The sequence below is a fragment of the Streptomyces mutabilis genome (assembly GCF_014649815.1).
Classification (GTDB): Bacteria; Actinomycetota; Actinomycetes; order Streptomycetales; family Streptomycetaceae; genus Streptomyces; species Streptomyces mutabilis.
On sequence record NZ_BMTT01000003.1, the window covers coordinates 99,085 to 113,040 of the forward strand.

A 13,956-nucleotide genomic window follows, 5' to 3' on the forward strand; every position below is an offset into this window, starting at 1 on the left:
GAAGACTCAACGCCCCTTCCAAGGAATGAAGCAGGCTAACCTAACTTAGGGTCACCTAACTAGGCCGCCTGGCTCCCCTCCCGCCAGGCCCGCCACAGCCGTGCGTACCGCCCGCCCAGGGCGACCAGTTCCTCGTGCGTGCCTTCCTCCACCACCCGCCCCGCGTCCAGCACGGCGACCCGGTCGGCCGCCATCGCCTGGGTGAGCCGGTGCGCGACGAACAGGGTGGTGCGGCCCGCGCAGGCGGCCACCACGGCTCGTTCCAGCTCGGCGGCGCCCTCACTGCCCGCCTCCGCCGTCGATTCGTCCAGCACCACCACCGGCGAGCGGCTCAGAACCAGCCGGGCCAAGGCGATCTGGGCGACCTTGGTGACGTCGAGGCGTTCGCCGCCCTCGCCGACCACGGTGCGCAGCCCCTCGGGCAGGTCGTCGACCCACGCGTCGGCGCCCACGGTGCGCAGGGCGGCCGTGAGTTCGGCGTCGGTCGCCTCCGGCGCGGCCAGCCGCAGGTCGTCGGCGAGCGACCCGGAGAACACGTGCGTCTCCTGGGTCAGGATGCTCACCAGGGCGCGCGCCCCGGCCTCGTCGAGGGAGGCCAGGTCGGTCGTCCCCACGCGCACCGACCCCGTCTCGGGAGTCCCGATGCCCGCGATCAGCGCGGCCAGCGTGGTCTTGCCCGCGCCCGTCGCCCCGACCAGGGCGAGGGAGCCGCCGGCCGGGATGGTCAGGGAGACGTCCCGCAGGACGGGTTCCTCGGTGCCGGGGTAGCGGAACGTCAGCCCCTTCACCGTCACCGGGTACGGCCCGGTGTCCGCCGCGGTGACGGACGCGTCGCCCACCAGCCGGTCCGCCGCCTCCTCCCCCAGCACGCCAACGAGCCGGGTCAGGCTCGCGCCCGACTTCTGCGCCTCGTCGAAGGTGAACATGATGGCGCCCAGCGGGGTGAAGAGCCGGTGGAACAGCAGCGGGGCCGCCGACACCTCGCCCAGGGTCGCGGCACCGGCCTCCAGCAGGGCGTACCCCACCACGACGATCAGGGACAGACCGATGAACTCGGCGCGGTTCTCCCGGCCGACGAACCGGCCGAAGAAGCGGAACACCTCGATACCGAGGTCGCGCACCCGCCACGACTCGCGGGTCACCTGCTCGCGGAACGCCTCCTCGAGCCGGTACGCGCGGACCGTGTCGATGCCGTTGAGCCCGCTGATCAGGGCCTGCGCGCGGTCGGCCTGCGCCCTGCGCTGCTTGCGGTAGAGCGGCGCGGACCTGGGCAGGTACCAGCGCAGGGCCAGCACGTACGCGGGCAGCGCGCCGGCGCCCGCGAGACCGAGCCGCCAGTCCAGCCCGAACATGCCGGCCGTCGCGATGGCGACGAGGACTCCCGCCGAGAACACCGTGGGGACGGCGGTGCGGATGCCCTTGGAGATGACGGCCACGTCGTCGCCGACCCGGGACAGCACGTCGCCCCGGCCGACCTGCTCGATCCGTGCACTGGGCATGCCCAGCACCGCCCGCACGGCCCCTTCCCGCAGCCGGGCGAGCAGGTCGGCGCCGAGCCGTCCGATCAGGTACGTCGACGCCGCGGCGGCCGCCGCGCCGAGCAGCCCGGCGGCCACCAGCAAGACCCCGATCGTGACCAGGACGGACTGCGACTCGCCCTCGACCACGGCGTCCACCACCCGGCCGAGCAGCAGCACCGGGAGCACCTGGAGCGCCGCCCCCGCCACCGTGGTGAGCACGGTGGCGGTCGTCAGCCACGGCGCCTCGCGGCAGTGCGTCCCGACCCATCGGGCGGCCTCGCGTCCGGTCGCCGTCCGGAGGATCGCCGGGGCGACGCGTGTGTCGGTGCGCCTCACCCCTGCCCGGCCGCCTTGACGAGTTCGTCGATGGCGTACGGCATGGACAGCAGGGTGCCCTGGGAGATGGCCGCGCCGACCGCCGGGCCCTCGCTGTCCAGCAGGTACGACACCTTGCCGTTCTTCACCGCGTCCAGGTTGGCGAACAGCTCGAACTTCTTCAAGGCGTCCTGGTCCGCCTGGTCGTTGATGACGAAGACGTGGTCGACGTCGACCAGGTCGACCCGCTCCGGGGAGAGCCTCGTGTAGAAGTCGCCGCCCGCCACCTTGTCGATCTCCGTCTGGTACGTGAACCCGAGCCCCGTCACGAGGCGTCCGCGCACGTCGGTGGAGGTGAAGGGCGCCACCGACTTCTCGTACCAGGACAGCACCACCGCGGTCCGGTCCGCGAACTCGGGGTGTCCCTTCTTGGCGGTGTCGAGCTTGGCCTGGATGTCGGCCACCATCTTCTCGCCCTCCTCGGCCTTGCCGAGCGCCTTGGCGATGTGGAGCGCGTTGTCCTGCCAGGGCGCGCTGAAGGGCTCCTTCTCGGTCTTGGTACGGGCGACCGTCGGGGCGATCTTGGACAGCTTGTCGTAGCCGGCCTGGTCGATCTCGGAGTAGACCGCGACGATCAGGTCGGGGCGCAGGGCGGCGATCTTCTCGTAGTTGGGGCCGTCGTCACCGTTCTTCATGACGACCTCGGACTTGGTGTCACCCCACTTGTCCTTCACCCAGAGCCACTGGGTGTTGATGTCGGGGCTCTGGCCCGCCGGGTTCGGGTACTGGTCGACCATGCCGACCGGCTTGATGCCGAATGCCAGGACGGTCTGGTCGTCCGTGTAGCCGACGGAGACGACCCTCTTGGGAGCCTCGGTGACCTTCGTGGTGCCGAACGCGTGCTCCACGGTGACCGGGAAGGTGCCGCCGACGCCGGCGGGGGCGTCGCCGCCCGTCGTGTCCGCCGAGTCGTCGGAGTCGGAACCGCACCCTGCGAGGAGGCCGACACCGAGAGCGGCGGCGGACAGTGCCGCCGCCAGTCGTCGCCAGGGCCTGATACGCGTCGTTCTCTGGAGGAGCATCCGGGGATCCCTTGCTGTCGCGCTGTCCACTGCGCCCCCGTCTTAGGGCAGCAAACCTTATCGCGCCTGAGTGAGGTTAGCCTACCCTTACTATTGCAACTCCGGTTCAAAACGGCCGAGTTCGACGTGGGCCCGCCCTATCGGCACGATGAGCGGCCGGTCGCCGACCGGGTCGTCGATCACCTTGGCGCGCAGCCCGAAGGCCTCGTGCAGCAGTTCGGCGGTGATCACGTCACGGGGGTGCCCCTGCGCGAGAATCGCCCCGTCCCGCATCACGACCAGGTTGTCGCTGTAGCGCGTGGCCAGGTTGAGGTCGTGCAGCACCATGACCACCGTGCACCCGGACTCGTGCAGGTCGTCCACCAGGTCCAGGACGTCGATCGCGTGGGCGAGGTCCAGGTAGGTGGTCGGCTCGTCGAGCAGCAGCAGGTCGGTGCCCTGGGCCAGGGTCATCGAGATCCACACGCGCTGCCGCTGACCGCCGGAGAGGGAGTCGACCGGGCGGTCGGCGAGGTCGGACACGCCGGTCATGGCCAGCGCGCGCGCCACGACGTCGGCATCGTCCGACGACCACTGACGCAGCCAGCTCTGGTGCGGATGACGGCCCCTGGTGACCAGGTCGGACACCGTCAGCCCTTCCGGCGCCACCGGTGCCTGCGGCAGCAGGCCGAGCTTCTTCGCCACGTCCCTGGTGCGGAGGGTGGCGATGTCCTCGCCGTCCAGTACGACCCTTCCGCCGGCCGGCTTCAGCAGCCGCGACAGAGTGCGCAACAGGGTGGACTTTCCGCAGCCGTTGGGACCGATGATCGTGGTGACGACGCCGGGCGGGACGGTCACGTCGAGCTCGTCGAGGACGGTCCGAGCACCGTATTCGACCGTGACGCCCCTGGCTGCCAGCCGCGAGGCGCCGTCGACGCCGGGCTTCACTCCCGTGATGGACTGAACGACCACAAGGCCCCCTTGTTAGGCTCACCTTACTTTCTACCAGCTGTCGGTGCACCAGCGATCGCGTACGGCTATCGGCGGTTCGCCCGCACCAGCAGACAGACGAGGAAGGGGCCGCCGATCGCGGCGGTGACGACACCGACCGGCAGGGAGACCGGCAGCACCGCACGGGCGACCAGGTCCGAGCCGGTCAGCAGCAGCGCCCCCACCATGCCGGAGGCCACCATGGGCGGCGTGGGATGCCTGCCCAGGCGCATCGCCACCTGCGGCGCGACCAGCGCGACGAACGGGACCGGTCCCGCCGCGCTCACCGCCGCGCCGGCCAGCAGCACCGCGCACAGCAGCAGCACGGCCCGCACCGTCGCGTACCGCACGCCGAGGCCCGCGGCGACGTCGTCGCCGAAGTGCAGGGGCTTGAACTGGAAGGCGACGCACGACACGACGGCCAGCAGGACGAGCGTGCACCACAGGGCGAGCGAGACCTCGCCCCAGGTCCGGTTGTCCAGCGAGCCGACCAGCCACGTCTGGGCCCGGGCCACGTCCCTGATGTCGGCGGTGACGAGCAGCCAGGTCGTGACCGCCTGCATCATGGCGGTCACCGAGATGCCGATGAGAATCAGCCGGAAGCCGTCGATGCCCCTGCGCCAGGCCAGGAAGTACACCAGCAGACCGGTGCCGAGACCGCCCGCGAGCGCCGCGGCCGACAGTCCCACGGAGTCGGTGATCGCCGCGGCGGTGCCGCCCGACACGGTCACCAGGAACACGGCGACCGCGCTCGCGCCGCTGGTGATGCCGAGTACGTCGGGGCTGGCCAGCGGATTGCGCGCGATGGACTGGGTGATCGCACCGGACACCCCGAGCGCGGTCCCGACGACGATGCCCGCGAGGGCACGCGGCATCCGCAGGTCCATGATGACGAACTCGTCGACCTGTTCGCCGCCGCCGAAGACGGTGGCGACCACCCGGGGCAGGGCGATGGGGAAGTCACCGACACCGATGGACAGGCAGAAGAGCAGGAAGGCCCCCGCCGCCAGCAGCAGCGTGACGCAGGCCAGCCAGGGCCGCCAGACGAACGACACACTGCCGAGCCGCACGCCCGGCGTCAGGGACGGCCTAGCGTCCGTCTGCTGCGTTTTCACGTCCGCCCCGTTCACGTGCTCTTGAACTTTCCACGCCACACCAGAACCGCGAAGAACGGTGCGCCCAGAAGAGAGACGACGATTCCCGCGTCCAGCTCGCCCGGCCGCACCACGAGGCGTCCCACGATGTCGCAGACCAACAGGACCACGGCCCCGAGCAGCCCCGCGTACGGCACCAGCCAGCGGTAGTCCGGCCCGGTCAGGTACCGGGCCACGTGGGCCACCATCAGCCCGAGGAAGGCGATGGGGCCGCAGGCCGCCGTCGCCGCGCCCGCCAACAGGGTGACGGCGACGATGCCGACGGTCCGACTCCGTGCGATGTTCAGCCCCAGGCCCCGGGCCACGTCGTCGCCCAGGTTCAGCAGGTTGATCGCGGGCAGCGTGGACAGGGCCAGCAGCAGGCCGGCCCCGATGAACGCGGCCACGGGCCAGATGACGTCGAACCGGACACCGGCAACCGAGCCCGCGTTCCAGAACCGCAGGGCGTTCAGCGAGTCCTTGTCGGACAGGGCGACCGCCGTGGTCATCGCCGCGAGGAACACGGTGACGCCCTGCCCGGCCAGAGCGAGCGTCAGCGGGTTGCCGGCGCCCCTGCCGATGCTCGTTAGTCCGAACACCACGACACCGGCGACCGCCGCGCCCAGGAAGCCGAACCAGACGTACTGCAACGGGCTGGTGAACCCGAACAGGGCGATCCCCGACACCACGGCGAACGACGCTCCGGCGTTGACGCCCAGCAGACCGGTGTCGGCGATCGGGTTGCGCGTGTACCCCTGGATCAGCGCGCCGCCGACGCCCAGCGCGATGCCCGCCACGACCGCGAGCACCGTGCGGGGCACCCGCACGGTCTGCACGATGAGCCGGACCTCGGTGAGCCGCTGGTCGGAGCCCGGTTCCGCGAGCAGCCCGTGCCACACGTCGGCGGGGCTCAACGCGCGCGCGCCGACGGCCAGGGACGCCGCCGCCGCGACCACGACGAACACCGCGAGCACGCCCAGTCCCGCAACCCGCTGTCGGCGGGCCCGTGTTGTCTCCCCGGGGGGCGCGGGGCGCCGGGCCGCAGTCGTGGTCATGGCGACGTACACTAACGCGCCGTACTGCCGGTCCCGTCGGCGACCGTTCGGGCAGCGCCGGAAGCGGGCCCGACGCCGTCGCGGAGCGACTGCAGGATCTCCCCGACCCTGATGGCGGTGTTGGACAGCAAGGACGACGTGATGCCGTGGGTGTGTTCGGTGCCGCCCTGGAGGTAGATCCCGCAGCGCAGGCCGGGGTCCGTCGCGATGCGGTAGTCGCGCTCGACCCGGACCAGGCCCTCGTCGTCCCGCAGGCAACGGTCCGCGACCTCGCCCAGCAGGCCGAGGGGGTCGGCGGGGCTGTAGCCGGTGGCGAACACCACGACGTCCGCGTCCAGCAGGGTCTCCTCCCCGGTGACGAGCGAGGTGACGGTGGCACGCACCTTCTCCGGGGTCTCCTTGACGTCGGTCAGCCGGGAGACGTTGAGGAACCGCAGCCGCTCGGTGCCGAGGACCCTCTCCCGGTACATCTGCCGGTACAGGTCGTCGATCAGGTCGATGTCGACCACGGAGTAGTTGGTGTTGCCGTGGTAGTCCATCAGTCGGCGTTTGACGCCGGCGGGCGCGGCGAAGTACTCGTCGACCGCCGCGGGGTCGAAGATCCGGTTGGCGAAGCCGCTGTCGTCGGCGGGGCTGTAGCCGTAGCGGGCGAAGACCGCGCACACCTCGGCGTCGGGGAAGCGGCGGTGCAGGTAGGCGACGTTCTCCGCGGCGCTCTGCCCGGCGCCGACGACGACGAACCGGGAGGGCGTGGTGCCCTCCAACGCGTCGACCCTGGCGAGCAGTTCGGAGTTGTGCCAGACGCGGTCGCCGCGCTCGACGCCCTCGGGCACGAGGGGACGCAGCCCGGTGCCGATGACGAGGTTGCGGGCCCGGTGGACCTCCAGCCCCTCCCCCGAACGGACCGTCACCTCCAGGTGCCGCACGGTCCCGTCCCGCTCGACGGGCGCGACGCCGACGACCTCGTGGCCGTAGGAGACCAGGTCGTCGACCTTGGCGGCGGCCCACTCGAGGTAGTCGTGAAACTCCACCCGCAGCGGGAAGAGGTTCTTGTGGTTGATGAAGTCGATCAGCCGTCCCCTGCTCTGGAGGTAGCAGAGGAAGCTGAACTCGCTCGCCGGGTTCCGGAGCGTCACCAGGTCCTTGAGGAAGGACACCTGCATGGTCGCGTCGTTGATCAGCATGCCGCGGTGCCAGCCGAAGCGCGGCTGCTGCTCGAAGAAGCGGGCGGTGATCGTCCCCTGCCCGTCGGCGCGTGCGTTGTGCTCGGTCAGTGCGATCGCCATGGCGACATTGGACGGCCCGAAGCCGATGCCAATGAGGTCGTGGATCAGTGGTGCGTCATCAGGAAGAACCTGTGACATGTCACTCCCATCCTGCGGCCGCCGAAAACTTAGGTGAGCCTAAGCTGATTGAACGAGGACTGTCGATAGGGCGGGCCTCAAGCTTCCGCAACCAACTGGGGTGCCACGCATGGTCGTTCTGGACTAAGGTAAGCCTTGCTTTACTGCCGGGCTGTCCCCTGTCTGAAGGAGTCCCCATGCGGGTCGTCATGTTCGGCTACCAGACCTGGGGGCACCGCACCCTGCGAGCGCTCCTGGACTCCGAACACGACGTGGTGCTGGTCGTGACGCATCCCAGAAGCGAGCACGCCTACGAGAAGATCTGGAGCGACTCCGTCGCCGACCTCGCCGAGGAACACGGCGTCCCGGTGCTGATCCGCAACCGCCCCGACGACGATGAGCTGTTCGAGCGCCTCGAGGAGGCCGACCCCGACATCATCGTGGCGAACAACTGGCGGACGTGGATTCCCCCGCGCATCTTCGGTCTGCCACGCCACGGGACGCTGAACGTGCACGACTCGCTGCTGCCGAAGTACGCCGGCTTCTCCCCGCTGATCTGGGCGCTGATCAACGGCGAGTCCGAAGTGGGCGTCACCGCGCACATGATGAACGACGAGCTCGACGCCGGGGACATCGTCCGGCAGGAGGCGGTGCCGGTCGGCCCGAGGGACACGGCGACCGACCTCTTCCACAAGACCGTCGGCCTCATCGCCCCGGTCACCATCGGCGCACTGGATCTCATCGCCGCCGGTCAGACCGAGTTCACCAAGCAGGACCGGTCCCGGGCGAGTTTCTTCCACAAACGGTCCGGCGAGGACATCCGGATCGACTGGGGCTGGCCGGCCGAGGATCTGGAGCGCCTCGTCCGCGCGCAGTCCGAGCCCTACCCCAGCGCCTTCACCTTCCACCGGGGCAGGCGACTGGAAGTGCTCGCCGCGGTGGTGTCCCAGGGCCGCTACGGCGGTACTCCCGGCCGCATCTTCTACCGTGAGGGCGACGGCGTGGTGATCGTCGCCGGCGCCGACGCGCGGACCGGCCGCAACCACGGTCTGGCCATCACGCGGGTCCGGACGGAGGACGGGCGCGAGCTGTCCGCGACGGAGTACTTCACCACCATGGGCGGCTACCTGACCAGCCGTCCCTGAGACGCAGCAGCGCCTCCAGGGTGGTGCCGTGATCACGCATCGGCATGCTCCTCGGCAGCGCCTCTCCCCTGCAGGCGGGCGCGGGTGCACCTGTTCGTACTGCTGGAACTGTTGGCGGTGGAGGCCGTCGCGATCGCCGTCGTGCTGGAGTTGGTGGCCCGCGGCCGGATGCGCAGACCGGCACGCGGCGCGTGACGCACCGGAGGGCGGGGCCCCACTGATGCGTCACGCGCCGTCCGTCCCGGCCGCGCGGACGACGGTCGCCGGGAGTCGAGCCGGGGCCGGGCCGGGCCGCCCTGACGGTCGCGGCGGCCCGGCTGCGCGCTTCCCCGGACTACCCGGGCCCGGATCCGGTCACAGGCGGCCGCCCGGGACCACCGTGAACGTCCCCGGGCCGGCCGGCAGTTCCACCGTGTACTGGCGCAGGTACGTGTCGAGGAACGGGGAGCGGTCGCCGGGGGTGGCGACGTCGTCGGCCGGGTCGTCCAGGGCCAGCCTGATCCTGGCGCCCCGGACCTCGACGGTCTCGCCGGAGGGGGTGTCCCGCCAGGAGCCGGTCTGGATCGAGCCGATCTCCACGGCGAGGACGTGCCCCGCCGCCAGCGTCCAGTCTGTCGCCTTCAGGTCGACGGTCAGCCGGTCCGAGTCCAGCAGGGAGACCTGCTCGTCGAACATGACGGCGGTGCCGTCCGGGGCGACGTCGTACAGCTTGAGCATGACGTTGCCCTCGCCCTTTGCGGTCAGGGATACCTGCGGGGTGCCGGTGACGCGCGCCGGCTTCTCGAGCGGCTTCGACCACACGAAGAAGCTGGAGCCGACCTCACCGTCCCGCTGCCGCTTCGCCGACTCCTCGGCGAGTCCCCGAGGGGCGACGTACTCGGTCGCCGGTGCGTTCTCCATGTCCCACCGGCCGGCCGGCGGCGCGGGGGGCCGCGGTGCCGGACCGCCGGACGCGGTCAGCGCCGCCCGGGCGGTCACGCCGCCGTCGTCCACGTACGAGCCGCCGCCGAGCGGCAGGGTGACCGACCGCTCCGTGACCGGCCAGGTACGCTGGGCGCGCCAGGCGCCGGTGGAGTCCTCGACGGCGTAGGCCGGGTAGCGGACGTCGGGCCTGATGCCCTTCAGGTATTGGTCGTAGAAGGACAGGGTCTCCTGGTACCAGCCCTCGCGGCCCATCGCGAGGCGTCCGTCGGGGGTGCGGTCGCCGCCGCGGACGTGGTCCCACTGGCCCAGCCAGCCGCGCTCGGGGCCCTCGTGGTTGTCGAGGTACTCCTGCATCTCCTCGGGTTTGGTGTTGTTCTCGATGAAGCCCTGTGTGACGAACAGCGGCGTGTCGCTGCCCTTGGCCATCCGGGCCAGGTCGCGGGAGGTCCAGTGGCCGTCCCGCTGGTCGGATATTCGGTACCCGGCGGAGTTCTCCGTCAGGCACTCCGGGTGGTCCTGCTCGTAGCGGGCGTTCGCCCGGTAGCGCGGGTCGTCGTCCGCCATCGGGGGGATGGTGGCGATGGAGTTGTACGCGCCGGCGGTGCCGGTCACGTTCGGGCGGGGAACGCCGTTGGAGTAGATGTACTGGTACATGTCCCACAGGGGTTCCTGGGCGACGACGGCCTTGAGCGCGCGCTGGTCCAGGTTGTTGCCGATGAGGCCGGTGACGGCGTCGTAGGACTTGCCGTACATGCCCACCGCTCCGGTGGACCACGGCTGCTTCGCGGCCCAGTCGATCGCGGCCCTGACGTCGGCCTGTTCGCCGGGTCCTCCCCAGTCGAGGCAACCGGTGGAGCCGCCGAAGCCGCGCAGGTCCACCATGACGAAGGCGTAGCCCTCGTCGAACAGGTCGGTGCCCTCGATGAAGTCGTTGAAGCGGGCCGAGGGGCCGGTGTGGGCCCAGCCCTCGGGGCCGGTCTGCCCCGAGTGGGCGAAGTACGGGCCGACGGAGAGGATGACCGGCACCTTCTCCTTCCGGGACAGTCCCTCGGGCAGCAGGACGTCGGCGTGCAGTTGAGTGCCGGAGCGGTCGGAGGACGGGAAGTAGTGCTGCGTCCAGGCCGAGCCCTCCGGGACGCGGTCGTTCTCCTCGTGCGTCACGGGGTCGGTCGCGGTGGCGACCGGCGGGGCCTCGGCCTCCCGCGCCGCGACGGCTGGGCCGGCCAGGCCGGCGGTCAGGGCGAGGGTGGCGATGAGCGCGGAGGCGCTTCGGACGGCCGCGCGACGTGCTCTCACATGCTCCTCCTTGGGCGGTGGGTGGAGGTGGTGCATGTGACGCAGGTGTATCAGCGTTGCCCTCGTACGTCGATGGGGCGTACAAGTCCGCGGCGTGGACGAGGGGTTGGGGGAAGGTCGCCAGCTCCTCGTGCGGTCGTGGTGAACAGGCGTCAGCCGCGCAGCTCCTCGAGGCGTTCGAGGTCCTCGCGGACCGACTCCCGTTCCCCGTCGGTGAGACGGACGGCGTCCGCGTCGGCGAGCGCGGACGCCCTGGTTCGCTCGTCGCCGAGTCGCCCCGCGACGTCCGCGCGCAGCACGAGGAGCCGCAGGAGTTGCACCGGCGTGGGCCGCTCGTCGTCGAGGTGCAGCACCCGGTCGACGACCTTCGCGGCGCCCGCCGGGTCCTCCTTCGAGTCCGCGAGGAGAGCGGCGTGATGCAGGGCGCGGGCGAAGGTCTCCTCAGGGGCGCGTCGATGGTGCCGGTCGTCGATCGTGGGCTGCCCGACTAGGACGCAGTTGCCGCCCGGATCGGACAGGAGGAACTGCCGCACCCCGTACGACATGTCCCTGAGCGGGCCGATGCGCGGCAGTCCGCGCGTGGGGATCCTGCCGTACGCCTGCTTGAGCCCGGTGCGGAAGGCGGCGTGCAGTCCGTCCACGTCGTCGGTCAGGACGTAGCAGGTACTCAGTGACCCGGCCGGCTCGTGATCCTTCACTCCGAAGAACTGCAGCTCGATGCCGCCGCGCTCCACGACGGCGTACGGGTTGGGACTCTTCTGCCGGTACGTCACCGCGAATCCGAGGGCGGTGTAGAAGTCGAGAACGGGCTGGAGGGTCCGGCACGGCAGGATTGGGATCGTCTTCTCGGCCATAGCCCCCACTCTAGTCAAATTTGAACAGCAAAGGTCACCCGCCCACCGCCCAGCCCGTCACGGCCACCACCTCGCGGGCGATGTCCACGACGCGGCGCCCGTCGGTGACCACCCGCACGGTGTCCGCCGGCGACCGCTCGTCCAGGAGCCGCGCCTTGCGGGCGCTTCCGGCCACTTCCCGCTCCAGTTCCGAGCCGAGTTCCCGCCCCGCCAGGCGCGCGAGCGCGGTGTCGTCGGAGGCGGTGAGCAGGACCCGGACGATCCGCACCTGCGCCCCCATGGCACGCCGGAACATGTCCGCCACCTCGGGCAGCACGCTCACGGTGTTGGTGTAGATCAGGCGACGGTGGCCGAGGCGGGCGCAGTTCGCCCATACGGCCGTCAGGTTGCTCTCGGTGATCCCCGACCGGTGAGGATCACCCTCCGGGGCAGGACGCACCTGGCCCGTGAAGTCCCCTTCGGCGACCGCGTCGGGGCCGGACCCGGCTCGCCGCAGCACCGAAACCTCCCACGCCACCATCGCCTTGCCGACACCCGCGCGCCCTCCGATGAGCACCACTTCCGCCATGTTCATGAGGGCAGCCTGCCTGCCGGACGAAGTCGCCCGCGCCCGGATGCGTGCCTAAAGTTGACCAGACCCAGGCAATCGGAACTCCTGCCGAACGCGGGGAGGTGCGCGAGATGGCGCGCAGCGTCGAGACGATCCGGCGAGCCGCCCTCGGCACCCTCGGTGCCGTACTGGTGGCGGTCGGGGTCGCCCTGCTGGTGCTGCCCGGGCCGGGCCTGCTGCTCGTGTTCGCCGGGATGGTACTGCTGTCGCGTGCCGTCCCGGCGCTGGACCGGTTCGTCGGCCCCGTCCGCAGACAGGCGATGCGCGCGGCCGAGGAGAGCGTCTCCTCCCCCTGGCGTGTCGCCGGCTCGGTCACGGCGGGGCTGCTCCTCCTCGGCGCGGGCGTGGCCTGGGGGCTCCTGCCCCAGGTGCCGTACTCCGGATGGACCACCGGCGCGAGCCTGATCGTCTCCGGTTTCATCCTCTTCGCCCTGCTGGCCTGGAGCCACCGCCGCGTTCGCACGGGCCGTCGCGACTGAGAGTCGGCGCCGGGGGCCGCGAGCCGCACCAGCCCACCCCCCGGACACATCACCGTTGACCAAACGGGACACCGTTCCGTATATTTAAACGGGACGGCGTCCCGCTTTGAGGGCGGAGACACCGCGATCACCGCCCCCTCCTCTCTCCGCCGCCCGGACGACTCCGTCCGACAGCGGCCGTCGAACGGACAGACACCCCATGAGCACACCGCTGCCCACCGGCGACCTCGCCGGCTCCCCCACCCCCGTCGTCTCCGTCGCCCCGGTAGTCCTGTCCGCGCCCGGCCGGGCCGTGGACCTGGAGGTCCGGGTCTCCGCACCCGTGACCGGGAGCGACCTGCCGGTCATCCTCCTCTCGCACGGCCATGGGTACTCGAACCACCTCTCCTCACTGAACGGCTACGCTCCCCTCGCCGACCACTGGGCGGCGCGCGGCTTCGTCGTCATCCAGCCCACCCACCTGAGCTCCAGGTCCCTGCGACTGGCCCCGGACACTCCCGGGGCACCGCTGCACTGGCGGTCGCGGGCCGAGGACATGACACGCATCCTCGACGGGCTCGACGTGCTGGAAGCCGCCGTCCCGCAGCTTCCCGGGCGGCTGGACCGCGGCAGGGTCGCCGTCGCCGGGCACTCCATGGGCGGACACACGGCGAGCCTCCTCCTGGGCGCCCGGCTCACCGATGCCCACGACGGAGCGGAGGTGGACCTCTCCGACCCCCGGATCAAGGCGGGCGTCCTGCTCGCCGCGCCCGGCCGGGGCGGTGAGGCCCTCAGCGAGGCCGCGGCGGCAAGCCTCTCGTTCCTCGACACCATGGATTTCTCCGGCATGACGACGCCCACGCTCGTGGTCGCCGGGGACAAGGACGACTCCGCGCATCTGACGGTCCGCGGGCCAGGGTGGCACGCCGATCCCTACTCCCTCTCGCCGGGCCCCAAGTCGCTGCTCACCCTGTTCGACGCCGAACACGGACTCGGCGGGATCGCCGGGTACGACGTCGCGGAGACCACGGACGAGGATCCCGAGCGCGTGTCCGCGGTCCAACGGCTCACCTGGGCCTATCTGCGCAGCGCGCTGCACCCCGGGGACGGTGCCTGGCAGGCGGCGTGCGACGAGCTGACGGCCGGGCCGAACCCGATCGGGCGCGTCGAGAACAAGTAGGTCCGCCGGGAGTCGCCGCCTCCGGTGAAGCGTGCGAAGAGGCGGCGACTTTGAACACGTCGATGACAAAGT

The 13,956-nt window shown here is 71.2% G+C and carries 12 protein-coding genes; 3 read left to right on the forward strand and 9 right to left on the reverse strand.

Annotation, left to right across the window (positions count from 1 at the left end):
* Window positions 1–59: 59 nt before the first annotated feature.
* From IE142_RS08635 to IE142_RS08660, 6 genes are all read right to left on the reverse strand, one after another.
* Complete coding sequence (locus IE142_RS08635; RefSeq protein ID WP_191885138.1) at window positions 60–1,856, reverse strand: ABC transporter ATP-binding protein; 1,797 nt, start codon at window positions 1,854–1,856, stop codon at window positions 60–62.
* Window positions 1,853–2,917 carry an iron-siderophore ABC transporter substrate-binding protein gene (locus IE142_RS08640; protein ID WP_191885139.1) on the reverse strand — a complete coding sequence of 355 codons (1,065 nt, stop codon included), beginning with the start codon at window positions 2,915–2,917 and terminating at the stop codon, window positions 1,853–1,855. The genes IE142_RS08635 and IE142_RS08640 overlap by 4 nt, the downstream gene beginning before the upstream one ends.
* Before the next feature lie 90 nt (window positions 2,918–3,007).
* Window positions 3,008–3,868: an ABC transporter ATP-binding protein gene (locus IE142_RS08645; protein WP_191885140.1), complete on the reverse strand. Its 861-nt coding sequence runs from the start codon at window positions 3,866–3,868 to the stop codon at window positions 3,008–3,010.
* A gap of 65 nt (window positions 3,869–3,933) precedes the next feature.
* Entirely contained in the window at window positions 3,934–5,001 is a 1,068-nt protein-coding gene (locus tag IE142_RS08650) for a FecCD family ABC transporter permease (RefSeq protein ID WP_191885141.1), read from the reverse strand.
* Window positions 5,002–5,012: 11 nt separating this feature from the next.
* Window positions 5,013–6,074: a FecCD family ABC transporter permease gene (locus IE142_RS08655; RefSeq protein ID WP_191885142.1), complete on the reverse strand. Its 1,062-nt coding sequence runs from the start codon at window positions 6,072–6,074 to the stop codon at window positions 5,013–5,015.
* 11 nt (window positions 6,075–6,085) lie between these two features.
* Window positions 6,086–7,438, reverse strand: a complete 1,353-nt coding sequence (locus IE142_RS08660) for a lysine N(6)-hydroxylase/L-ornithine N(5)-oxygenase family protein (RefSeq protein ID WP_191885143.1) — start codon at window positions 7,436–7,438, stop codon at window positions 6,086–6,088.
* Between the two features lie 176 nt (window positions 7,439–7,614).
* Between IE142_RS08660 and IE142_RS08665 the strand changes: the two genes are divergently transcribed.
* Entirely contained in the window at window positions 7,615–8,562 is a 948-nt protein-coding gene (locus IE142_RS08665; protein ID WP_191885144.1) for a methionyl-tRNA formyltransferase, read from the forward strand.
* A gap of 354 nt (window positions 8,563–8,916) precedes the next feature.
* On the opposite strand, the gene IE142_RS08675 is transcribed toward IE142_RS08665, so the two are convergent.
* The 3 genes from IE142_RS08675 to IE142_RS08685 form a co-directional block, all read right to left on the reverse strand.
* On the reverse strand, window positions 8,917–10,782 hold the full coding sequence (locus IE142_RS08675) for a CocE/NonD family hydrolase (RefSeq protein ID WP_191885145.1): 1,866 nt from the start codon (window positions 10,780–10,782) through the stop codon (window positions 8,917–8,919).
* A gap of 152 nt (window positions 10,783–10,934) precedes the next feature.
* Entirely contained in the window at window positions 10,935–11,636 is a 702-nt protein-coding gene (locus IE142_RS08680; protein WP_191885146.1) for a bleomycin resistance protein, read from the reverse strand.
* A gap of 34 nt (window positions 11,637–11,670) precedes the next feature.
* Window positions 11,671–12,210, reverse strand: a complete 540-nt coding sequence (locus IE142_RS08685; RefSeq protein WP_191885147.1) for a hypothetical protein — start codon at window positions 12,208–12,210, stop codon at window positions 11,671–11,673.
* Between the two features lie 107 nt (window positions 12,211–12,317).
* Here IE142_RS08685 and IE142_RS08690 point away from each other — a divergent pair, with 107 nt between their 5' ends.
* Together IE142_RS08690 and IE142_RS08695 are read left to right on the forward strand one after the other, a co-directional pair.
* Complete coding sequence (locus IE142_RS08690; protein ID WP_191885148.1) at window positions 12,318–12,725, forward strand: PGPGW domain-containing protein; 408 nt, start codon at window positions 12,318–12,320, stop codon at window positions 12,723–12,725.
* Window positions 12,726–12,924: 199 nt separating this feature from the next.
* On the forward strand, window positions 12,925–13,884 hold the full coding sequence (locus tag IE142_RS08695; RefSeq protein WP_191885149.1) for an alpha/beta hydrolase family protein: 960 nt from the start codon (window positions 12,925–12,927) through the stop codon (window positions 13,882–13,884).
* Window positions 13,885–13,956: the final 72 nt, after the last annotated feature.